This is a genomic window from Halomonas sp. CnH100-B (assembly GCF_024124605.1).
Taxonomy (GTDB): domain Bacteria; phylum Pseudomonadota; class Gammaproteobacteria; order Pseudomonadales; family Halomonadaceae; genus Vreelandella.
Genome location: NZ_JAMXRX010000001.1, coordinates 402,564 through 425,382 on the forward strand (window position 1 = coordinate 402,564; position 22,819 = coordinate 425,382).

20 protein-coding genes are annotated in these 22,819 nt (G+C 59.3%); 8 read left to right on the forward strand and 12 right to left on the reverse strand.

What is annotated here, in order from left to right; all coding sequences use genetic code 11:
• The first annotated feature begins 9 nt into the window (after window positions 1-9).
• From ppc to NH398_RS01770, 4 genes are all read left to right on the forward strand, one after another.
• Window positions 10-2,658 (forward strand): phosphoenolpyruvate carboxylase, encoded by a 2,649-nt coding sequence (gene ppc / locus NH398_RS01755; protein ID WP_253016081.1) that lies wholly within the window; start codon window positions 10-12, stop codon window positions 2,656-2,658.
• Between the two features lie 75 nt (window positions 2,659-2,733).
• Window positions 2,734-3,279, forward strand: coding sequence for a DUF924 family protein (locus tag NH398_RS01760; protein ID WP_253016083.1), 546 nt, complete (start codon window positions 2,734-2,736; stop codon window positions 3,277-3,279).
• Between the two features lie 26 nt (window positions 3,280-3,305).
• Complete coding sequence (rluF, locus tag NH398_RS01765; protein ID WP_253016084.1) at window positions 3,306-4,367, forward strand: 23S rRNA pseudouridine(2604) synthase RluF; 1,062 nt, start codon at window positions 3,306-3,308, stop codon at window positions 4,365-4,367.
• 108 nt (window positions 4,368-4,475) lie between these two features.
• Window positions 4,476-4,787 carry a hypothetical protein gene (locus NH398_RS01770; RefSeq protein WP_253016086.1) on the forward strand — a complete coding sequence of 104 codons (312 nt, stop codon included), beginning with the start codon at window positions 4,476-4,478 and terminating at the stop codon, window positions 4,785-4,787.
• Between the two features lie 41 nt (window positions 4,788-4,828).
• Here the strand turns inward: NH398_RS01770 and NH398_RS01775 are convergent, their stop codons facing one another.
• From NH398_RS01775 to NH398_RS01785, 3 genes are read right to left on the reverse strand one after another with little or no spacing between them, the layout of a single operon-like run.
• Window positions 4,829-5,497, reverse strand: a complete 669-nt coding sequence (locus tag NH398_RS01775; protein ID WP_253016088.1) for an aminodeoxychorismate/anthranilate synthase component II — start codon at window positions 5,495-5,497, stop codon at window positions 4,829-4,831.
• Window positions 5,494-6,915 carry an anthranilate synthase component I family protein gene (locus NH398_RS01780; RefSeq protein ID WP_253016090.1) on the reverse strand — a complete coding sequence of 474 codons (1,422 nt, stop codon included), beginning with the start codon at window positions 6,913-6,915 and terminating at the stop codon, window positions 5,494-5,496. Before NH398_RS01780 ends, NH398_RS01775 begins: the two co-directional genes overlap by 4 nt.
• A complete protein-coding gene (locus NH398_RS01785) occupies window positions 6,912-7,178 on the reverse strand; it encodes a Trp family transcriptional regulator (protein WP_139527300.1) in 267 nt (88 codons plus the stop codon). Before NH398_RS01785 ends, NH398_RS01780 begins: the two co-directional genes overlap by 4 nt.
• 93 nt (window positions 7,179-7,271) lie before the next feature.
• Between NH398_RS01785 and NH398_RS01790 the strand changes: the two genes are divergently transcribed.
• Entirely contained in the window at window positions 7,272-9,200 is a 1,929-nt protein-coding gene (locus NH398_RS01790) for a monovalent cation:proton antiporter-2 (CPA2) family protein (RefSeq protein WP_253016092.1), read from the forward strand.
• Window position 9,201: 1 nt separating this feature from the next.
• Here the strand turns inward: NH398_RS01790 and NH398_RS01795 are convergent, their stop codons facing one another.
• The 9 genes from NH398_RS01795 to NH398_RS01835 form a co-directional block, all read right to left on the reverse strand.
• Window positions 9,202-9,771, reverse strand: coding sequence for a hypothetical protein (locus NH398_RS01795; protein ID WP_159342468.1), 570 nt, complete (start codon window positions 9,769-9,771; stop codon window positions 9,202-9,204).
• 44 nt (window positions 9,772-9,815) lie between these two features.
• Window positions 9,816-10,646, reverse strand: coding sequence for a class I SAM-dependent methyltransferase (locus NH398_RS01800; RefSeq protein ID WP_253016094.1), 831 nt, complete (start codon window positions 10,644-10,646; stop codon window positions 9,816-9,818).
• A 110-nt stretch (window positions 10,647-10,756) separates the two neighbouring features.
• Window positions 10,757-12,457, reverse strand: a complete 1,701-nt coding sequence (locus tag NH398_RS01805; RefSeq protein ID WP_253016096.1) for an AMP-binding protein — start codon at window positions 12,455-12,457, stop codon at window positions 10,757-10,759.
• Between the two features lie 75 nt (window positions 12,458-12,532).
• Window positions 12,533-13,450, reverse strand: coding sequence for a hydroxymethylglutaryl-CoA lyase (locus NH398_RS01810; protein ID WP_253016098.1), 918 nt, complete (start codon window positions 13,448-13,450; stop codon window positions 12,533-12,535).
• A gap of 10 nt (window positions 13,451-13,460) precedes the next feature.
• Complete coding sequence (locus tag NH398_RS01815; RefSeq protein ID WP_253016100.1) at window positions 13,461-15,500, reverse strand: acetyl/propionyl/methylcrotonyl-CoA carboxylase subunit alpha; 2,040 nt, start codon at window positions 15,498-15,500, stop codon at window positions 13,461-13,463.
• Window positions 15,497-16,321: an enoyl-CoA hydratase/isomerase family protein gene (locus tag NH398_RS01820; RefSeq protein WP_253016102.1), complete on the reverse strand. Its 825-nt coding sequence runs from the start codon at window positions 16,319-16,321 to the stop codon at window positions 15,497-15,499. The genes NH398_RS01815 and NH398_RS01820 overlap by 4 nt, the downstream gene beginning before the upstream one ends.
• Window positions 16,322-16,333: 12 nt before the next feature.
• A complete protein-coding gene (locus NH398_RS01825; protein ID WP_159342462.1) occupies window positions 16,334-17,941 on the reverse strand; it encodes a carboxyl transferase domain-containing protein in 1,608 nt (535 codons plus the stop codon).
• 22 nt (window positions 17,942-17,963) lie between these two features.
• Window positions 17,964-19,133, reverse strand: a complete 1,170-nt coding sequence (locus NH398_RS01830; protein WP_253016104.1) for an isovaleryl-CoA dehydrogenase — start codon at window positions 19,131-19,133, stop codon at window positions 17,964-17,966.
• Between the two features lie 56 nt (window positions 19,134-19,189).
• Entirely contained in the window at window positions 19,190-19,594 is a 405-nt protein-coding gene (locus NH398_RS01835; RefSeq protein WP_139527310.1) for a MerR family DNA-binding transcriptional regulator, read from the reverse strand.
• A gap of 311 nt (window positions 19,595-19,905) precedes the next feature.
• On the opposite strand from NH398_RS01835, the gene NH398_RS01840 reads away from it, so the two are divergent.
• The 3 genes from NH398_RS01840 to NH398_RS01850 all read left to right on the forward strand — a co-directional run bounded on the left by NH398_RS01840 (window position 19,906) and on the right by NH398_RS01850 (window position 22,818).
• The gene (locus NH398_RS01840; protein WP_253016106.1) at window positions 19,906-20,691 is read left to right on the forward strand and encodes an ABC transporter ATP-binding protein; all 786 of its coding nucleotides are present in this window, start codon (window positions 19,906-19,908) and stop codon (window positions 20,689-20,691) included.
• A complete protein-coding gene (locus NH398_RS01845; protein ID WP_253016108.1) occupies window positions 20,688-21,437 on the forward strand; it encodes an ABC transporter ATP-binding protein in 750 nt (249 codons plus the stop codon). The genes NH398_RS01840 and NH398_RS01845 overlap by 4 nt, the downstream gene beginning before the upstream one ends.
• Window positions 21,438-21,594: 157 nt before the next feature.
• On the forward strand, window positions 21,595-22,818 hold the full coding sequence (locus NH398_RS01850; RefSeq protein ID WP_159342458.1) for an ABC transporter substrate-binding protein: 1,224 nt from the start codon (window positions 21,595-21,597) through the stop codon (window positions 22,816-22,818).
• Window position 22,819 lies beyond the last annotated feature (1 nt).

Genomic DNA, 22,819 nt, shown 5'->3' on the forward strand with positions numbered 1-22,819 from the left:
GCCACGCCAATGAGTCATGATCTACACGAATCACTGCGCGATAACGTGCGTATTCTGGGCGACAGTCTAGGGCGAACCATCGCCGATGATTTAGGCCAGTCGTTTGTCGATAAGATTGAAACCATTCGTGCCCACGCCAAGCGCGGTCGCCAAGGTGACTCCCTGCAGCAGCGCCAGCTCATCGAATACCTGCGTCAGCTGCCGGAACGCGATCTGTTGCCCGTTACCCGAGCTTTTAACCAGTTTTTAAATTTGGCTAACATCGCCGAGCAGCACTACCGGGCGCGGTTTCGTCGGGTAGAGGACTACAAACCCGGCTCGCAGCCCGCACTTGGAGAGCTGCTGGGGCGCGCCCAGCAAGCGGGTAATTCACCGCGCAAACTGGTGGAAACCCTTGCCAATATGCGCGTCGAGCTGGTGCTGACCGCGCATCCCACCGAAGTCATCCGCCGCACGCTGATTCAGAAGTACGACGCCATCGATGAGTGCTTGACCGCCATCGAAAGCTCGGAAGATTACCCCGAGCGCGGCGCCCGTGCCCAAGGCCGCTTGGAAGAGCTGATCAGTCAAGCGTGGCACACCGACGAGATTCGCCACGAACGTCCCACGCCGGTAGACGAAGCCAAGTGGGGCTTTGCCGTGATCGAAAACTCGCTGTGGCAGGCGGTGCCGGATTTCCACCGCGACTTGGATAACCTGCTGCTGGACACCGCAGGCGAGCGCCTGCCGCTGGACGCCGCGCCGATTCGCTACGCCTCCTGGATGGGCGGCGACCGCGACGGCAACCCGAATGTCACCGCCAAAGTCACCCAGGAAGTGCTGCTGCTGGGCCGCTGGATGGCAGCGGATCTCTACCTGCGCGATTTAGAGCAGCTCAAAACCGAGCTCTCCATGTGGAAAGCCAACAGCGCCCTCAAAGCCGAAGTGGGCGATGTGGCGGAGCCCTACCGGGAGCTGCTCAAGCGGCTGCTGACCAAAATGGAAGCCACCCGCGACTGGGCGAAAGCGCAGTTGGATGGCCGCAACTACGACGGCGGGCCGATCATGGAAACCCGCGACCAGCTCTACGCGCCGCTGCTGGCCTGCTACCGCTCGCTGTGCGACGTGGGGCTGGATACCATTGCCAACGGTGCGCTGCTGGATACCCTGCGCCGAGTGGCCGTGTTCGGCGTCACGCTGACCAAGCTCGACCTTCGCCAGGAAGCCAGCCGCCACGCCCAAGTAATGGAAGAACTCACCAGCTCCCTGGGGCTAGGTCATTACCAAGAGTGGAGCGAAACCCAGCGTCAGGAGTTTTTGCTCGCGGAGCTTGAGTCCCGTCGCCCGCTGATTCCTCGCCGCTGGGAGTGTTCGGCGGAGTCCCGGGAAGTCATCGATACCTTCAAGGTGATCGCCCAGGAGCATGCGGAAGCGCTGGGTACTTACATTATCTCCATGGCCGCCGAGCCCTCTGATGTGCTCACCGTGGCGCTGCTGATGAAAGAAGTGGGTGGACAGGTCACGCTGCCCATCGCGCCGCTGTTCGAAACCCTCAACGACCTGGATCACGCGGGCGATGTGATCGATCAGCTGCTGGCGCTGCCGGGCTATCGTGCTCTGGCGAAAGACCGTCAAGAAGTAATGATCGGCTACTCCGATTCCGCCAAAGATGCCGGTCAGCTCGCCGCTGCTTGGGCACAGTATCGCGCCCAGGAAGCGTTGGTGAACGTGTGCGAGAAGCATGGCGTTGACCTGACGCTGTTCCACGGTCGCGGCGGTACCGTGGGCCGTGGTGGCGGCCCGGCTCACGCGGCGATTCTGTCTCAGCCGCCGGGCTCCGTGAACGGCAGCCTGCGAGTGACCGAGCAGGGCGAGATGATTCGCTTCAAGTTCGGCCAGCCGGATATCGCGCTGCGCTCCATGGAGATCTACGCCTGTGCGGTGCTGGAGGCCACGCTATTGCCACCGCCCGCACCGGAACCCCACTGGCGCGAAGAGATGGATCAACTGGCCAAAGTCGCCCACGGTGCTTATGTAGGCGTGGTACGGGAAGATCCCGACTTTGTGCCTTACTTCCGTGCGGTGACGCCGGAAGGGGCGCTGGGTCGATTGCCGCTTGGCTCGCGGCCCACTAAGCGCCGGCAGGATGGCGGCGTGGAAACCCTGCGGGCGATTCCTTGGATTTTCGCCTGGACGCAGATCCGCCTAATGCTGCCTGCATGGCTTGGCAGCGGCGAAGCCTTCTCCCGCCGCTTGGAGCAGCCCGGCGGCCGCGAAGTGCTGCAAGAAATGCGCACCCAGTGGCCGTTCTTTGGCACCTACCTGGATATGTTAGAGATGCTGCTGGCAAAAGCAGACGTGGCGATTGCCGCCTACTATGAGCATCGCTTGGTGGACGAGCCGTCGCTGAAAGCGCTGGGCAAAAAGCTCCGTGAGCGCTTTGAGCGGCTGGAAGACGTGGTGTTAGATATTCTTCAGCAGGAGAAACTGCTGGAGAACACGCCATTGATTCGTCAGGCGATTGACGTGCGCAACCCTTACATCGACCCACTGCACGGCCTGCAAGCCGAGCTGTTGCAGCGTAACCGGGATGCTGATGGGGCGATTAGCCCAGATCTTTCCCGCGCACTGATGGTCACCATGGCAGGGATTGCGGCCGGTCTGCGTAACACCGGCTAAGCTGAAGACAGCCCACCAGCGCCGCTACCGATGGGTGGCGGCGCTTTTCTTTACGTCCAGTGTTGGAGTCAAAACATGACGGCAGATGCCCAGGCCGTGTTGGCCTTCTGGTTTCAGGAGCTGACGCCCGCACAGTGGTTCAAAAAAGACGCTGAGATGGATCGGCAGATTGCCGAGCGATTCAGTGATGTGCTGATGAGTGCCGCAGCGTGCGAGTGTTTCGAGTGGCGTCGTTCGGCTCGCGGGCGGCTGGCGGAAGTGATCGTGCTGGATCAGTTCTCTCGTAATATCTACCGCGACGATGCCCGTGCGTTTGCCAACGACACGCTGGCGTTAGTGCTGGCCCAGGAAGCGGTGGCCAGCGGAGCCGACCAGTCGCTGTCGGCGGTGGAGCGCAGCTTTCTCTATATGCCCTATATGCACAGCGAGTCGGCGGCTATTCATACCGTTGCGATGCGGCTCTTCGATCAGCCGGGTCTGGAGAGCAATCTTGAATTCGAGAAACGCCACAAGGCGATTATTGACCGCTTCGGGCGCTACCCGCACCGCAATGCGGTGTTGGGAAGACCCTCGACTCCGGAAGAGTTCGAATTCCTCAAGCAGCCCGGCTCCTCTTTTTAACGTTTATTTAGGCTACATGGCGTTTTATGTCGTTACGAAAATCTACCCGTATCAATAAATACATCAGCGAAAGCGGCCTCTGCTCCCGCCGGGAGGCGGACCGCTTCGTCGAGCAGGGCAATGTGTGGATCAACGGCCGCCGGGCAACCACCGGCGATCAGGTGGTCGCGGGGGATCGAGTAAAGGTCAACGGCCAGGAGATCGAGCCGCAGGAAGAGGAGGATCTCGTTCTCATCGCGCTGAATAAGCCGGTAGGCATCGTGAGCACCACGGAGTCGGCGGAAAAAGACAACATCGTTGAGTTTGTGAAGCACGGCACGCGTATTTTCCCCATTGGCCGCTTGGATAAAGACTCCCAGGGGCTGATCTTTCTCACTAACAACGGCGACTTGGTCAACAAGATATTACGCGCCAACAACAACCACGAGAAAGAGTACGTGGTAACGGTGAATAAGCCGATCACCGACGAGTTTATTGCCGGTATGCAGGGCGGCGTGCCAATTTTGGGGCAGATGACCAAGAAGTGTCAGGTGGTCAAAGAGTCCACCTTTGTGTTCAATATCACGCTAGTGCAGGGGCTCAACCGCCAAATTCGCCGTATGTGCGAATACTTTGGCTATGAAGTCACCCAGCTAGTACGCACCCGCATCATGAACGTCTCGCTGAAAGGGCTGGCGCTGGGGGATTGGCGCGATCTTACCCCTAAAGAGATCGATACGATCATCGCGCTCACCGAAACCTCGGACGCCTCGCCCGCGCCGGAGAAGAAAAAGCCCGCCAGGCCCAACTACAGCGGCGGTAGGAGTAGCGCGAAGGAGCAAAAAACGGTGTCCAAGCGCGCTTCCCCCGGAGCCAAAGCGGGTAACAAAACACGTAAAGACGCCAAGGCCAAAGGGGCCGTGCCCGGTAAACCGAGTGCCAAAGGAAAGCCCACTGGCAAACCGGCTGCGAAAGGTAAGGGCAGGCCCGGCGGTAAACCCAGCGGCAATCCGGTGGCGAAGGGGGCGGGTAAGGGCTCAGTGAAGGGTGGCCGCCCAAGCGGTAAGCCTGCCGGTGGCAAGTCACCCCGCGCACGGGGAAAGCGTTAATCGCCCCGCGTTGGCTTGCTAAAAGCTAAAGTTGTCCGAGCGGCTTGCCGTCGTTCCCATCGAGCCACTACGTTGAAGAGGGTTCAGGAATGCGAAGAGGACGCTAGGATGGCAGACGATACCTTGAAAGACGCTAAAATCGTTGATCACCACGGCTTGCTCGTTGGGCAGGTAGTCAGTATCAGCGAGCGACAACATGTCGAAATACGCACCCCCACCGGACAACACTTTTGGATAAAGCCGGAATCGTTGGCCAAAAGTCAGGGGCAGTGGTGTCTATTAAAGGATTTTATAGCGTATACGGCGGATAACACCGAAACGGTGTGGTCAGAAAGCGACCTGGACGAGGCCGCCGACGACACTTTTCCCGCCAGCGACCCGCCCTCGTTTACGCTGGGCGATGAGGGCAAAGGGCGGTAAAACAAGGACGGGCACCGGTGGGTGCCCGTACAGTGGGTGCGTTAGTAACGGTCGGAAAACAGGAAGTTGGCAATCAACTCTTTGCCGCCCTCCGTGGCAAACGACTCCGGGTGAAACTGAATGCCGTGAATCGGGTAATCACGGTGCTTCACGCCCATCAGCTCAAACTCACCCGCTGCCTGCCAGCGGCTGCGCTCGGCAAAGCTGTCGGCGGTGAGTGCACCCACCGTGGCAGTCACTTCCAGGCACTCTGGCAGCGTCGCCGCATCAGCAATCAGCGAGTGGTAGCGCATCACCTCCAGCTGGTCGGGTACGCCATTGAAGACCGATTGGTTATTGTGATGAATGGGGCTGATTTTACCGTGCATCGGCAGCGGCGCTTTGACCACCTTGCCCCCAAACACGTGCACGATGCCCTGCATACCTAGGCAAACGCCCAGCAGTGGCGTGGTTTTGCCCAGCTTCTCGATTACTTCGGCGCATACGCCAAAGTAGCGTGGGTCATCCGGTGAGCCGGGGCCAGGCGAGATAATAATGCGATCCGGCGCCATGGCTTCGATGGCTTTAAAGTCGATCTGATTGTTGCGCTTCACCACAATTTCGAAATGGGGCAGCTCGCCGCGATTCTTCTCCGTGGTCAGAATCTCACCAATAAACTGGTAGAGGTTATAGGTGAAGGAGTCGTAGTTATCGATGATCAGCACCTTCATGCGGGGCTCTCCGTTTCCGTATCCATAAAGGGGGCCAAGGCCTTGCGGGTGCCGGCAAACTTGCGGCGAATCTCTTCGTACTCATCCTCGGCGTTGCTGTCGTATACGTTGCCGCCACAGGTTTGCACGTAGGCGCGCTCGCCGTTGACGAAGACCGTACGGATGGGGATCGCAAAGGTGCAGTCGCCGTTGAAAGAGAACTGGCCCACAGCGCCGCCGTAGGGGCCGCGCCCGTCGGTTTCCAGATCGTCGATGATCTTCATCGCTTCGATTTTAGGTGCGCCCGTTAGCGTGCCCGCCGGGAAGTTGCTGGCCAGCGCGGTGAACATGTCTTCGCCTTCGGCAATGATGCCGACGATCTCACTAGAGATGTGCTGAACGTGGCTGAAGCGCTTGATATCCATCAGGCTGCGCACTTTGACCGTACCGAACTGGGCCACTCGGCCAATATCGTTGCGGTGCAGGTCCACGATCATATTGTGCTCAGCGATCTCTTTGGGGTCGTTGAGCAGCGCGCGGGCAAGCTGGGTATCCTCCTGGGGCGTTTGGCCGCGCAGGGTGGTGCCCGCCAGCGGGAACGTCTCCATCTCGCCCTGGCGCAGGCGGAACAGCAGCTCGGGGCTGGCACCAATCAACTTCTGTTCGCCAAACTTCACGTAGTACATCTGCGGCGAGGGGTTGATGGTACGCAGCTGGTCGTAAAGTGCCAGCGTGTCACCTTGAATGCGAAAGCGCTTTTTAAAGCCCACTTCGCACTGAAAAACTTTGCCGTCGATGATGTCCTGCTTCACCTTGGCGACCGCTTCGGCGTGCTCGGCCTTGCTCATGGTGTCGCCCAGCGCGGTAATGTGTAGCGCGCCTGCGGGCTCGTCGTCGGCGTCGATCAGCGTCTGTAGAAACGCGTAACGGCTATTGTCGTAGTAGAAGTAGGTGACTTCCCCGGTCATCTTGTCGAGGATCAGGCCATCTTTGTACAGCCCAAAGCGGAACGTATCGAAGTCGTCGCTGGCTTTCAGCGTCAGCGACGGCTCGAAGTACTGCATGGCGTCGTAGCCCAGGTAGCCGCTTAACCCGCCCGCGTACTTGCGCGAGATAATGTTTTGCGGAATCAGGCTGCGCAGCAGCTCGTAGGGGTTGTCGCTGGGGTAGTGGTTGGCCTCGCCGTCGCGGCTTTCGATGGTTAGCGTGTTGCCATTGGCATAGAGCGTGTACTCGGGGTCGAAACCAATGATCGAGTGGCGCGCCATGTGGCTATCTTCGCCCAGCGACTCCAGCATGTAGCAGGTATCGAAGCGCCGCTCGATTTTTTGAAACAGGGCAAAGAAGTCGCAGTCTGCCGCCAGGGTAACGTAATGGGGCTTGCGGGGCAGGGTGAACGGCTGGGGGCCTGCCGCAGCGGCCGTATCGGTGGTGCTCATAAGTGCTCATTCCGTGAAGAGGCTAACATCGTCAGCGCGCGTGATCCGCGTGACACGGTCGCAATACCCACGCCTAGGGTTTCGGCAATTTTGCGGTGGGGGACGCCCTCGCGCAGCAGCTTAAAAATCTGTAGGCGTTTGCTGATTTCTTGATACTCTGCTGGCGTAAGCAGGCTGGCCAGTGCTTCGTCCATTGCATCGGGCGTGTCGATCGCAAGCAGGTGGCGCACCAGGTCAGCTTGAAACGTATCGTGTAAGGACATCGTGCCACCGAGTGATTTGGTCATGTACTAGCGTACTAGTACGTTAACGGATTGCTCAAGGAAGTCAAGTCGCAGTGAGGTTAAGGAGTCCCCATGACCGGCTATTTTATTCAAGCATTCATCTATTTAGTGGCGGCGGTGATAGCCGTGCCGCTGGCCAAGCGCTTCGGGCTGGGTTCGGTGTTGGGTTATTTGGTCGCTGGTGTGGTGATTGGCCCCATGCTGGGGCTGGTCGGCCAGGAGACGACCACGATTCAGCACTTTGCTGAATTTGGTGTGGTAATGATGTTGTTTTTGGTGGGCATGGAGCTAGACCCCAAAGGCTTATGGGCCATGCGGGTGCGGCTGCTGGGCCTGGGCGGTTTGCAGGTGGTGCTGACCGCAGCGGCAGGCGCTGCCATTGCCTGGTGGCTAGGGCTCGTTTGGCAAACCGCCCTGGCGGTGGGGCTGATTTTTGCGCTCTCATCCACTGCCATCGTGCTGCAAACCCTGAGTGAGAAGGGGCTTTCCAAAACCGAAGGCGGACGCAGCGCCTTTTCGGTGCTGCTGTTTCAAGATATCGCCGTTATTCCTATGCTGGCGCTCATCCCGCTACTGGCACTGCCGGAATTAATGGGCGCTGCCAGTGACGACCATGGCCACGCGGGGCTAAGCCTAGTGGCGCATCTGCCTGCCTGGGCACACGCGCTGGTAGTGGTGGCCGCCATCGGCAGCGTAATTGTAGGCGGCTACTATTTAGGGCCGCTGCTGTTCCGTTACGTGATTGGCTCCGGCCTACGGGAAGTATTTACCGCCTCGGCGCTGATGCTGGTGATCGGCATTGCCGCGTTAATGAGCTTGGTGAACCTATCGCCCGCCTTAGGGGCCTTCCTGGCCGGTATTGTACTGGCCAACAGCGAGTTCAAGCACGAGATCGAGGCCAATATCGAGCCATTCAAGGGGCTGCTGCTGGGGTTGTTCTTCATCACCGTGGGCGCGGGCATCAACTTTGACGTGCTAGCGGCGGAGTGGGCCACGGTGCTAGGCCTGGGCTTGGCCGTTATCGTTGTGAAAGCGGCCATTTTGCTGGTGCTGGCGCTGCTGTTCAAGGTACACGGCAGCAATGGCTGGCTGTTCACCCTAAGTCTTGCCCAAGCGGGTGAGTTTGGCTTCGTCCTGCTGACCTATAGCGTGCAGAACAGCGTGATTCCGGTGGAACTCTCCCAGGTGCTCTCGCTGGTGGTGGCGCTGTCGATGTTCCTTACACCGCTGCTGTTCATTGCTTACGACAAGCTGGTGCTGCCGCGCTACCAAACTGCCAAGAATGACGACCGTGAAGCCGATACCATCGAAGAGCAGGCGCCGGTCATCGTGGCGGGGGTCGGCCGTTTTGGGCAGATTATTTGCCGCCTGCTGCGGGCCAATAACATTCCCATCGTTGCGCTGGATCATGAAATTGAGCAGATCGAAAACCTGCGTAACATTCGCATTAAAAGCTACTTTGGCGACGCTAGCCGCTCCGATTTGCTGGAAACTGCCGGTATCGAGCACGCTCGTCTGCTGGTGGTCGCCATCGACGACCGTGAGCGTGCGGTGGGTATCGTCAAGCACGTTAAACAGTTCTACCCCAATGTGTGGGTGCTGGCCCGCGCCTTTGACAGGGGCCACGGCTACCAGCTTCGCGAGGCAGGAGCCGACGACGTGATCAGCGAAACCTACCATTCGGCGCTAGAACTCGGTGGCCATGCACTCACCGCCATGGGCGTTCATCCTATGCGCGCTAAACAGATGACCTGGGCGTTCGTACAAAACGAAGAAGCCCATGCCGACGAGCTGTTCGAGGCTTGGAAGGAAATCGACGAAGGCATCAACTTCAGCCCGCGTTACGGCGAACTATTCATGAAGCTGGAAGAAGCGCTGAATACCGCGATGCATCAAGACTGGCAGGCACCGCAACAAGAGGAAGTGCCGGTATGGACGGCTCCCGCTCCAGAGAGCGAGCCGCAGACACTTAACAGAGGCCCCGCAGAGCAGCGTTCATAGCTTAAAACGGCAAATGTAGCGAGGCGCTGAGCATATTGAGGTGGCTGAGCGACGGCGCATCAATACGTTCGTACTCTAATCGGCTGATCAATCGATTGACGGTCATGGTGGCACCAAACCCTTGCAGAAGGGCGGTGCCGCTATCCTCGGCAATCGGCTGGTCGGTGTCACCTCGCCATTCGGTCAGGCCTGATTTGGCGTAGATGCTAAACGCGCCCATGCGAATACCCGCCACAATGGCACCGCCAAGGCTCAAGGTGTCCATAATCATCGGGTTGACGCTGGAAGCGATGGGCACTTCTTCGCTTTCGCGGTAGGCAATTTCAGCGCCAATATCCAACTGCGGGAGCTGCCAAGGGCTGAAGCCAGCGGTAAGACGAAAGCCGGAGGTGTAGCTATCTAGGCTGCTGAGGTCGCTGCCTTCCAGCACCACGCCGTTATCAAGGCGCATCCATTCGCTGTCGGGAGCGGCATAGGAGAGAACGGGAGCGCCGTCATCGGCAAAGGATGCACTCAAAGGAAGGGCAGTGCCGAACAGGCTCAACAGCAGGGTGCTTGCCAAGCGGTTCATTGGCGTTCCTCTTGTCCTTTCTCGTTGACGTTATCTTTATCAGCCTAGCAACGAGCGCTGATTTCCACCACGTGAATTGCGCCATTCGCCAAATTTTCCAGCAAATTTTTTCCCATCTGCATAAAACGCTCACCGAATACCCACTGAGGTGAGAGGACGGCGGTACGCAGTGCCTGCTCTTTTTGCCGCTGGCGCGTGCGCCATTCAAGCGCGGTGTGGCTCCAGTCTTCGCAGTGCTGAAGGTTAAAACCGCTCGCTTCAAGGCGTTGGGTCAGCTGGGATAACGAGAGCAAGTGCGAGTGCGTTGGTCCTTCGGCCCAGGGCACCGGAAATCGCAGCGCCTCGCTGTGAGGGCCGCTAACGACTTCGTGCATCACCAGCTGGCCGGCAGGTCGCAGTACGCGGCGGCACTCGGCCAGTACACGTGCAGGGTCGGGCATATTCATCAGGCTGTGTTGGAACAGCACCGCGTCAAAGCTTGTCTGTGCAAACGGTAGCGCGCAGGCGTCGCCCGTGACCCAGCGCAGCTTGCCATGGTGGGCTTTAGCAGTGTGATGGCTTAGCGCCAATCGGCTAATGGCTTGATTAAGCGCGCTAAAGCGGTGGGTAATATCCAGCCCGGTTATATGAAAACCTTGCGCGGCACCTTGGCGCATCAGCCCGCCCAGCCCTGCGCCTATATCCAGCGCGTGCTGGGATTTGGGGTCGAGCAAGCCCAACAGCCTTGCAGATGCGGCAATGCCACCGATATGCAGCTGGTCGAGCGGTGCTAATTGATGCAGCGTGGGGCCATCGGGGTAGTGGGTGCGCAGTTGGTGGAGAATATCCTGGTCGCGCAGCGCTTGATGGTAGTGATGGGCGAGGGAAGTGGGCATGGGGAGCCTCGGTTGGGGCTAACATCTCAGGATCAGAACAACCCTGGCGAAAGCCTCCGCTACGGGTTGTTCTGATCGACAGTTGACCGTTGTAACAGCTTCGATCCCTTTTACTTTTGGTCTTCCAGCCCCAGCTCTTTAATCGAGATTTCGCGCATTTTGAATTTCTGGATTTTGCCGGTGACGGTCATCGGGAACTCATCCACGAACTTGAAGTAGCGCGGGATCTTGAAGTGGGTGATTTTGCCTTTGCAGTAGTCGCGCAGGTCTTCGCCGGTAATCTCGCCCGCCGTGCTGTTGAGCTTCACCCAGGCAATCAGCTCTTCGCCGTACTTTTTGTCGGGCACGCCGGTGACCTGTACTTCGGAGATCGCTGGGTGAGCGTACAAGAACTCTTCGATCTCTTTCGGGTAGACGTTCTCGCCGCCGCGAATCACCATGTCTTTGATGCGACCGACGATCTGGATATAGCCCTCGTCATCCATGGTGGCCAAGTCGCCGGTGTGCATCCAGCCCGCTTCGTCGATGGCCTCGGCAGTGGCTTTGTCGTTGTTCCAGTACTTCAGCATCACGCTGTAGCCACGGGTACACAGCTCGCCGATTTCGCCACGGGGTAGAATACCGCCGTTGCCAGGGTCGACGATCTTGCTCTCCAGGTGGGGCTGGGTGCGGCCCACGGTGGAAACGCGCTTTTCAATGGTGTCGTTCGCGCCGGTTTGCGTGGAGACCGGGCTGGTTTCGGTCATGCCGTAGGCGATTTGCACGCCCTTCATGTTCATCTTGTTGATGACCTGCTTCATGATCTCTGCTGGGCAAATGGAGCCCGCCATAATGCCGGTGCGCAGCGTCGAAAAATCGGTGCTGGCGAAGTCAGGGTGCTCAAGTTCGGCAATAAACATAGTGGGCACGCCGTAAAGCGCGGTGGCTTTCTGCTCATGAACGGCTTTCAGCACTTTGCCGGGGTCGAAGCCTTCATCGGGGTAGATCATCGCCGCGCCGTGGGTCACGCAGCCCAGGTTACCCATCACCATGCCAAAGCAGTGGTAGAGCGGTACGGGAATCACCAAGCGGTCTTCGCTGGTAAAGCCCATGCTTTCGGCCACGAAAAAGCCGTTATTGAGAATGTTGTGGTGAGAGAGCGTGGCCCCTTTGGGAAAGCCGGTGGTGCCAGAGGTGTACTGGATATTGATCGGGTCGTCGAACTGCAGCGTGGCCTGTAGGTCGTCTACGTCGGTTTGGCTAACCTTGTCGGCTTCGGCGATGAAGTCTGCCCAGCGCCACATGCCGCTGTGCTTGTCGGCGCTTAGGTTAATGATGCACTCAAGGTCCGGCAGTTTTTGTGATTGTAGTTGGCCTTCCGTACAGCTGTTGAGCTCTGGCGCCAGCTCGAACAGCATCGCCGTGTAGTCAGAGGTTTTGAACTGGTTGGCAGTGACTAAAAAGCGCGCGCCGGATTGGTTCAGCGCGTACTCCAGCTCGTGGGTTCGGTAAGAGGGGTTGATGTTCACCAGGATTGCGCCAATTTTGGCGGTGGCAAACTGGGTCAACGTCCATTCGCTGCAGTTGGGAGCCCAAATACCCACGCGGTCGCCTTTTCGTACACCAATGGCGAGCAGGGCGCGGGCGCAGCGGTTCACTTCCTGCTGAAGCTCGCGGTAGCTCCAGTGAATATTCTGGTGAAGCGCAATCAGTGCGTCGTTATCCGGGTACTGAGCGGCAATTTGGTCGAATTTATCGCCAATGGTCATGCCCAACAGCGGCTTTTCTGCGGTGCTGCTGGTGTAGCTGGGCAAGGTTGCAGGTGATGCCATGGTGAGTCTCCGATGTCTTTTTCTTATCTGAACGGGAAATGACGCATTTTTAATTATTAGGATGTTCGGGTGGCGTTACGCTGTGCTGCTTTTGGCACACCCTTTGGCGAGGGCCACCTTGGAGCTAGGCTTTCGGCCAAGCTGTTGAGTGATCCAGTCGCCGGTATCGATCACTGCCTGCAGGTCGATGCCGGTATCGATGCCCAGCCCTTCCAGTAAATAGAGCACGTCTTCGGTAGCCACATTGCCTGATGCGCCCTTGGCGTAGGGGCAGCCACCCAGGCCTGCCGTGGCGGCATCGATCACGCTCACGCCTTCTTCCAACACGGCGTACAGGTTGGCAATCGCCATGCCGTAAGTGTCGTGGAAGTGAGCGGCGAGTTTCTCAATCGGCACCTGTTGGCGAGTGGCTTCAATCATTCGCTTAGCGGCCAGCGGCGTACCCACGCCAATGGTGTCGCCCAAGGAGACCTCATAGCAGCCCATCTCATACAGCGCCTTGGCGACATCCGCTACTTTATGGGGAGCGATATCCCCCTCATAAGGGCAGCCCAGCACGCAGGAGACGTAGCCCCGCACCCGCACGCCTGCCTCCTTGGCGCGGGCAAGCACCGGCTCAAAGCGCGCTAACGACTCGGCAATGGAGCAGTTGATGTTCTTTTGCGAGAACGCCTCCGATGCCGCACCGAATACCGCGACTTCCTCAACGCCTGCCTCCAGAGCGCCCTCTAAACCTTTGAGATTAGGTGTCAGCGCGGAATACACCACGCCGTGCTGGCGCTGAATGCCGCGCATCACCTCGGCGGCGTCGCCCATTTGCGGCACCCACTTGGGCGAGACAAAGCTGGCCGATTCGATATGGCGAATGCCCGCATTCGCCAGCCGCTCGATCAGCTCAATTTTGGTGGCTGTGGGCACCAGAGTGCCCGGCTCGTTTTGCAGCCCGTCGCGGGGGGCCATTTCAAATAGCTTGATGGACGTAGGCAGTGCCATAGTGGTGCTCCTATTCGCTGGGGGCAAAGTCGAGCAGCACAGCGCCCTGGCTGACCGTATCGCCTGCCTGGAAGTGAAAGGTCTCTACGCTACCATCGGCGGGGGCGGTCATGGTGTGCTCCATCTTCATGGCTTCCATCACCATCAGCGGCATGCCTTTTTCAACCTGAGCACCCGGTTCCACTAGCAGCGCCACTACCGTGCCGTTCATGGGCGCGGTGAGAGTAGATTCCGCTTCGTGGTGGCCGTGGTCGATGGCGTCGATACGCCGCCAGAAAAGGCGGGTTTCACCGCTGGGTTCGGCCATCACCACTACATGACCATCTCTATACGCCTGTAGGCGGCGGCGGTGGCCATTCAGCGTGACGGCAACGGCGTCGCCTTCCAGCGGCTGTAGGCTGGCGCTCAGCGTGCTGCCGTCGATGGTGAGTTGCCACTGAGCATCCAGGGGCTCGCGTTTGCCTTCGACCACCACGACCGCGCGGTCGCTATCCGGGGCTTGGGCGCTTGCCGGGTCGCACAGCGCAATGCGGATGGTGTGCGGGGCGTTGAGCCGGAAACCGTCGTGGCGGTCCCAGGGGGAGTCGCTTTCGCACTCCTGGGCCAATTGATGCAAACCAATCAGCGCGGCGCTGGCATAGTCTTCTGTAGAAAACTGACGCGGAGCAAACAGAGTGGCTTCGTTGCGCTCGATAAAGCGGGTATCCAGCTCGACGTTCTTAAAGCCAGAGTGATTGGCTAAGCGCTGCAAGAAGGCGCGGTTGGTGACAACGCCCTGCACATCCAGCGCCGCCAGCGCCCGGTTGAGGGTGGCTAGCGCCGCGTCGCGGTCAACGCCATGCACAATCAGCTTGGCAAGCATCGGGTCGTAGTGCATCGACACTGTATCGCCGCTCTCTACGCCGCTATCCAATCGTACTTGGTTCGCGCCTAGCCCTGCGCCTTCCAAGTCCAGCGCAAAGCGGGTGAGTAAGCCGGTGGCGGGAAGGAAGTCCTGCTCAGGGTCTTCGGCGTAAATGCGCGCTTCGAAACTGTGGCCGGTAATGGTCAGCTCGTCCTGGCGGCAGGGCAGCGGCTCGCCCATGGCGACTCTTAGCTGCCATTCCACCAGATCTTGGCCGGTAATCATCTCGGTCACGGGATGCTCCACCTGCAGGCGGGTGTTCATCTCCATGAAGTAGAACGATCCGTCGGCGTCTAGCAAAAATTCCACCGTGCCCGCGCCCACGTAGCCGATCTCTTTGGCGGCGCGAACGGCGGCATCACCCATGGCGGCGCGCAGTTCAGGCGTCATGCCCGGGGCAGGGGCTTCTTCGATGACTTTCTGATGGCGGCGCTGCACGCTGCAGTCCCGCTCGAACAGGTACACGCCGTTGCCGTAGCGGTCGCAGAATACCTGCACTTCCACATGGCGGGGCTGTACCAGATACTTCTCGATCAGCATGCGGTCATCGCCAAACGCGGCTTTAGACTCCCGGCGGCAGCCGTCCAGCGCGGCTTTGAAACCGTCGCCGTTCTCGACGACGCGCATGCCTTTACCACCGCCACCGGCGCTGGCTTTCAGCATGACGGGGTAGCCGATCTTATCGGCTTCGGAACGCAACAGGGCATCGTCTTGGTCGTCGCCGTGGTAGCCGGGCACCAGCGGCACACCCGCATTCGCCATGCGCGCTTTGGCGGCGGATTTGTCGCCCATGGCGGCAATGGCAGAGGCGGGTGGGCCAACAAAGGTAATGCCCGCTTGCTCTAGCGCTTTAACGAAGGTGCCGTTCTCGGACAAGAAGCCGTAGCCGGGGTGAATCGCGCCGGTGCCGGTGCGTTGGGCGGCCTCAATCACCGCGTCAATGTTCAAGTAGCTTTCCCGAGCGGCGGCGGGGCCGAGGCGCACGGCCTCGTCGGCGTCACGCACGTGGCGGGCAGTAGCGTCGGCGTCGGAGTAAACCGCCACGGTTTTTAAGCCCATGCGGCGGGCGGTGCGCATCACGCGGCAGGCGATTTCGCCGCGGTTGGCCACCAGGAGCGTATCGAATTTGGTCGGGGTAAACGTCATGAGCGTGGCTCCGCAGCGTTATTGTGTTCTTCAGGAGAGGTCCAGGCGGGACGACGCTTGTCAAAAAAGCTGGCTAAACCCTCTTGGCCCTCTTCGCTTGCCCGCAGCTTGGCAATTACCTGGCAGGTGTGCTCACGGGTGTCGTCGCTATCCGGAGCTTGGGCCACGTCGGCAAGCAAGGCTTTCGTTGCTCGCTGTGCTTGGGGGGAGCCTTTCATCAATGTGTCGATCATCGTATCCACTGCGCTATCCAGGGCTTCGGGTTCCACCACGTGTTGGGCCAACCCCAGGGCGAGAGCGGTAGGCGCGTCCATGACCTCGGCGCTCAGCGCGTAGCGGCGCATCTGGCGCTGGCCAAGGGCGCGCTGAACGTAGGGGCTGATCACCGCAGGCGACAGACCAATATTGACTTCCGACAGGCAAAACTTGGCTTTTTCGGACGCCACGACGATATCGCAGCAGGCGGCCAAGCCCACCGCGCCACCAAACGCCGCCCCCTGTACGCGGCAGATGGTCGGGCAGGGCAGCGTGTCCAGGCCGTGCATGAGAGCGGACAGCTTGCGGGAATCGGCGAGGTTGTCTTCCAGGTCGTATTCGACCATGCGCTTCATCCAGTTCAAGTCAGCACCTGCGGAGAAGCTTTTGCCTTCGGAGCCGAGCACCACCACCCGAACGTCGCCTGAACTTGCCAAGTCGTGCAGCTTTTCCAGGTGCGCGTGGAGTTCGGCAATCAGGCTATCGTCAAAGGCGTTATGCACCTCTGGGCGGTTCAAGGTGAGCCGCGCCACGCCTGCTTCGATCACCAGTGTTGAGTAAGCCATGAGGTTCGCCCCTTACATCCGGAACACGCCGAAGCGTGTCTCTTTGACTTCTGCATTCATCGCAGCGGCCAGTGAAAGCCCCAGCACGTCGCGAGTTTGTAGCGGGTCGATCACGCCGTCGTCCCACAGGCGGGCGCTGGCGTAGTAGGGGTGGCCCTGATGCTCGTACTGGTCGCGGGTGGGCTTTTTGAAGGCTTCTTCGTCCTCTTTGCTCCATTCTCGGCCTTCGCGCTCGTACTGCTCGCGTTTTACTTGGGAAAGGACGCCCGCCGCCTGTTCGCCGCCCATCACCGAAATACGCGCGTTGGGCCACATAAACAGCAGGTTGGGGTCGTAAGCGCGGCCACACATGCCGTAGTTACCCGCGCCGAAGCTGCCGCCAATCAGCACGGTGTATTTCGGCACGTTGGCGCAGGCCACGGCGGTGACGAGCTTGGCACCGTGCTTGGCGATGCCTTCGTGCTCGTACTTGGAGCCGACCATGAAGCCGGTGATGTTCTGCAGGAACACCAGCGGGATTTTGCGCTGGGCGCATAGCTCGATAAAGTGCGCACCTTTTACCGCGCTCTCTGAAAACAGCACGCCGTTGTTGGCCACGATCCCCACCGGGTAGCCGTGGATATGGGCAAAGCCGGTCACCAGCGTGTCGCCGTAGTAGCGTTTGAACTCGTCAAAATCGGAACCATCGACGATGCGGCCAATCACTTCGCGCACGTCATAGGGCTTTTTCAGGTCGGTGCCGACGATGCCGTAAAGCTCAGACGGGTCGAGTTTGGGCGGCCTAGGCGGCTGCATGGCCAGCTGGCCACGCTTTTGCCAGTTCAGCCGCGACACGCAGGCGCGGGCAAGCTGCAGCGCATGAGCGTCGTTTTCGGCGTAGTGGTCGGCTACGCCGCTCTTTTTGGCGTGAACGTCCGCACCGCCCAGGTCTTCCGCGCTGATGCTCTCCCCCGTGGCGGCTTTCACCAGCGGCGGCCCGCCCAGGAAAATCGTGCCTTGTTCTTTGACGATGATCGACTCGTCCGCCATGGCAGGCACGTACGCACCGCCTGCGGTACAGGAGCCCATCACCACGGCGATTTGCGGGATGCCTTCAGCAGACATCGTGGCCTGGTTGTAGAAAATACGCCCGAAGTGGTCGCGGTCGGGGAAGACTTCGTCCTGGCGGGGCAGAAAGGCACCGCCAGAATCGACCAGATAGATACACGGCAAGCGGTGCTTGCGGGCGATCTCTTGCGCGCGCAGGTGTTTTTTGACCGTCAGGGGAAAGTAGGTGCCGCCTTTGACGGTGGCGTCGTTGGCCACGATGACGCACTCGACGCCCGAGACGCGGCCAATGCCGGTCACCACGCCAGCGGCGGGTACGTCGCTGTCGTAAACGTGGTGAGCGGCCAGCGCAGAAAATTCCAAAAACGGCGAGCCTTCGTCGATCAGGTGGTCGATTCGGTCACGCACAAACAGCTTGCCACGGCTCTCATGGCGAGCGCGGGCTTTTTCGCCGCCTCCCTGAGCGATGGCGGCGGTCAGCTCACGCAGTTGTCGGACTTCGCCGCGCATGGCGGCGTCGTTGGCTTGAAACGCATCGCTGCGCGGGTTGATCTGTGTCGAGAGTGTGCTCATAGCCCGGCCCCGGTCATTATTGTTAAAGACTTTCGGTAAACAGTTCGCGGCCAATCAGCATCCGACGAATTTCGCTCGTGCCGGCACCAATCTCATACAGTTTGGCGTCGCGCAGCAGGCGGCCGGTGGGGTACTCATTGATATACCCGTTACCGCCCAATAGCTGAATCGCATCCAGAGCGACTTGGGTGGCTTTTTCAGCGCAGTAAAGAATGACGCCAGCGGCATCCTTCCGGGAGGTTTGGCCCCGGTCGCAGGCGCCGGCCACCGCGTAGAGGTAGGCGCGGCAGGCATTCAGGGTGGTGTACATATCCGCCACTTTGCCCTGCACCAACTGGAACTCACCGATGGATTGATTGAACTGCTTACGCTCATGGATGTAAGGAATGACGATGTCCATGGCGGCTTGCATGATGCCGATAGGGCCTGCGGCCAGGACGGCGCGCTCGTAATCCAAGCCGCTCATCAAGACGCGAACGCCTTTGCCTACTTCGCCCAGCACGTTCTCGGCGGGCACGCGGCAATCCTGAAAAACCAGCTCGCAGGTGTTGGAGCCCCGCATGCCCAGTTTGTCGAGCTTCTGGGCGGTAGAGAAGCCGGGCATGCCTTTTTCGATGATGAAGGCGGTGATGCCTTTGGAGCCGGCATCCGGGTCGGTTTTGGCGTACACCACCAGCACATCGGCATCTGGGCCGTTGGTGATCCACATCTTATTGCCGTTGAGCACGTAGTGGTCGCCATCCTCTTTCGCGCGCAGCTGCATGGAGACCACGTCGGAACCGGCACCTGGCTCTGACATCGCCAGCGCGCCTACATGGTCACCGCTGATCAGCTTGGGCAAGTACTTGGCCTTCTGCTCGGCGGAGGCGTTGATCTTGAGCTGGTTGACGCACAGGTTCGAGTGCGCGCCGTAAGAGAGGCCCACCGATGCGCTGGCACGGGAGATCTCTTCCATGGCGATGCAGTGAGCCAGGTAACCCATGCCGCTACCGCCATCCTCGTCAGGCACGGTGATGCCTAGCAGACCCATGTCACCAAATTTCTTCCACAGATCGCTGGGGAATTCGTTGTTATGGTCGATCTCGGCGGCGCGGGGGGCGATTTCACTGGCGGCAAAAGCGTTGACCTGCTCGCGCAGCATGTTGAGCTCATCGTCGAGGCCGAAATTGAGTTCTGAATAGTGGGAAAACATGGTCACTCACCTTGTCGTTATTCATGGTCTGTGGTTTAAAAAAGTGGCGAAAGCGGCTATTTCGAGGTGGCCGGGTGCTTCTCGTTCAACTCTTCTAACGCTTGGCGGCAGCGAATCTCTGCGCTTTCAAGCTCTAGTTGCACCATCGTGATGTCTTTCATCTGCTGCTCTAACGCCGCTTTACGCTCGCTGATCTTGCTCAACATGAGATGAAGCTGCTTTTCACTGCCGCTGCGGGTTTCGTCCCACAGTTCGAACAGCTCGCGAATTTCTGCCAGCGAAAACCCCAGGCGTTTACCGCGGAGCGTTAGCTTCAGCCGTACGCGATCTTTACTGCTGTAGATGCGTGTCTGACCCCGCCGGGTAGGGTGTAGGAGCTCTTGGTCTTCGTAAAAACGGATGCTACGCGTGGTGACATCGAACTCACTGGCCAGCTCACTGATCGAGTAGGTTTTGCTCATGTTCGTTATTCTCGTCGATAGGGGAATGTCCCTATGGAACACTGACCATGAGGCTAAAACAAGTTTACGTTAACGTAAAGTAGCGATTGCAAAGGAGGAGTCAGCGTTGAATGTAGTTAAAGTATTGAAAAGTAATGAATGTTGGTGTGCTTTTTGATGCGCCAGCATGGTGCGTAGACCAAAGTTGTAATTGTAATACCCACTGGGAGGTTGCTAGTTTGCACCTACACCTTACGTTCAGGTAAGGATGCGTTGCTGGCTAACGAGTTTCGCTTCCCACCGTACAAGAACAACAAGAGGCGTCCTACCTCATGCGTGCAGACGAAGTGACTAAAGGGCCAGTGCTCGAAACCCGAGGGCTGACCAAAGAGTTTCGCGGCTTCACCGCCGTAGACAACGTAAACCTCCAAGTGCAGGAAGGGCACATCCATGCGCTGATTGGCCCGAACGGCGCGGGCAAAACCACCGTTTTCAATCTGTTGACCAAATTTTTGCCCCCGACGCGGGGCGACATTCTGTATCGCGGCCAATCCATCACCAGCAGAAAATCCAACGAGATTGCCCAGCTGGGGTTGGTGCGCTCGTTTCAGATTTCAGCGGTGTTTGCCCATATGACCGCGTTGGAAAACGTGCGCGTGGCCCTTCAGCGACAGCTGGGCACGTCGTTCCATTTCTGGAAATCGGAAAAGTCGCTGGATCACCTTAACGACCGCGCACTGGCGCTGCTCGATGAAGTGGGCCTGCGCGAATACGCCGATACGCTCACCGTAGAAATGCCCTATGGCCGCAAGCGCGCGTTGGAAGTCGCCACCACGCTAGCGCTAGACCCCAGTATGATGCTGTTGGACGAACCCACCCAAGGCATGGGCGCGGAAGACGTGGACCGCATCGTGGCGCTGATCAAGCGGGTTTCTCAAGGCCGCACGGTGTTGATGGTCGAGCACAACCTGAGCGTAGTGAGCCGCCTGTGTGATCGCATTACCGTATTGGCGCGGGGCGCGGTGCTGGCAGAGGGGGATTACGATACGGTTTCCCGCAACCCCCTAGTACGTGAAGCCTATATGGGTAGTGAAGCCGCCGAGGAGGCCACTGCATGAACACCGCTGAAGCCCTCGACCCACAAGAAGCCCCGGAAAACCAAAGCTTAGAGATGCTGCGCGTGCAGGATTTGCACGCCTTCTACGGCGAGTCGCACATTCTCCACGGCGTGAATTTCGACGTGAAGCGAGGTGAGCTGGTCACTTTGCTGGGCCGCAACGGTGCAGGTCGTAGCACCACGCTTAAAGCCATCATGAACATGGTGGGGCGGCGTACGGGGTCGATCGTCATCAATGGCAATGAAACGCTGCGCATGAAGCCGCACCATATTCCCCGGTTGGGCATTGGCTACTGCCCGGAGGAGCGCGGCATTTTTGCAAGCCTGGACGTCCACGAAAACCTGCTGCTGCCGCCTACCGTACGCTCCGGCGGTATGAGTCTGGACGAAATCTACGCCATGTTCCCGAACCTCTACGAGCGTCGCCGAAGCCAGGGGACGCGACTTTCCGGTGGCGAGCAGCAGATGCTGGCCATGGCGCGCATTTTGCGCACCGGCGCGCGCTTGCTGCTGCTGGATGAGATTACCGAAGGGCTGGCGCCGGTCATCGTGCAGAAACTGGGCGAGGTACTGGTCCAGCTCAAAGAGCGGGGCATGACCATCGTGCTGGTAGAGCAGAACTTCCGCTTTGCCGCGCCGCTGGCCGACCGCCATTTCGTGATGGACCACGGCCAAATCGTCGAAGAGATCACTGCCGCGCAGCTTCCCTCGCGGCGTGAACACTTGAACAGCATGCTGGGGGTATAAATCACGCACAACCACATCAACTGCAAGTCTCGAACAATAACAAACGCACTGCCTTGCACCACTCGCAAACGCACTAACCGAACGTCCGACCCGACACCGCTCGGATCATCACTGTCTGAATCATAAGAACAAAGGCCCCCAGGGCCAGGAGACGAACATGACCTTCATGAAAAAAACGCTGGCTGCCAGCATCGCCGTTGCCGCTGCCTCTAGCATGGCGATCTCGACCGCCCACGCCGAGATCAGCGATGGCGAAGTGCGTATTGGCTATTTGGCCGATATGTCCGGTACCTACCGCGACCTGGCTGGTCCCGGCGGTCAAACCGCCATGGAGATGGCGGTGGCCGATTTTGGTGGTAGCGTCAACGGCTCACCCATCGTGGTGTTCAGCGCCGATGACCGCAATAGCGCTGACGTAGGCGCCAACACCGTGCGCGAGTGGATCGACCAGCGCAACGTCGATATGGTCGGCGGCTTGGTAGCATCGTCCGTCTCTATCGCTGTGACCAAAGTGCTGCAAGAAAACGACGGCCTGGGCATCGTCTCCGGCTCCGCAGCGTCCAGCATCACCAACGAGCACTGCACCCCGAACCACATTCACTGGGTGTACGACACCTATCCGCTAGCCAACGGCACCGCGAAGGCCGTCGTTGAGCAGGGCGGCGATAGCTGGTTCTTACTCACTGCCGATTACGCCTTCGGCCATGCGCTGGAAGCGGACGTGACCAGCGTGGTCGAGGCCAACGGCGGTGAAATCGTCGGTGGCGTGCGTCACCCGTTCCCCACCAGCGACTTCTCCTCCTATATTCTGCAGGCGCAAGGGTCCGGCGCGAAAATCGTGGGCCTTGCCAACGCCGGTGCCGACACGGTCAACGCGATTACCACCGCCAGCCAGTTTGGCTTGACCCAAAGCGGCCAGCAGCTCGCGGGCCTGCTGATCTTCCTCAACGACGTACACGCGCTGGGCCTGGAAGCCACCCAAGGGCTGCTGCTGACGACCGGCTGGTACTGGGATATGGACGAAGAGTCGCGCGCGTGGTCCGAGCGTTACTTCGAACAGACCGGCCGTATGCCCACCATGGTGCAAGCCGGTATCTACTCCAGCACCATGCACTACCTGAAAGCCGTGGAAGCCGCAGGCACCGATGATCCTGAAACCGTGCGCGCCAAAATGGCCGAAGAGCCGATCAATGATTTCTTTGCTCGTAACGGCAGCATTCGTGAAGATGGCCGCATGATTCACGACATGTACCTAGCCCAGGTAAAAACCCCGGAAGAGTCTACTGGTGAGTGGGACCTCTACGAGATCCTCAGCACCATCCCCGCCGCAGAAGCCTATCGTCCGCTCTCTGAAAGCCAGTGCTCGCTGGTTCAGAACTGAG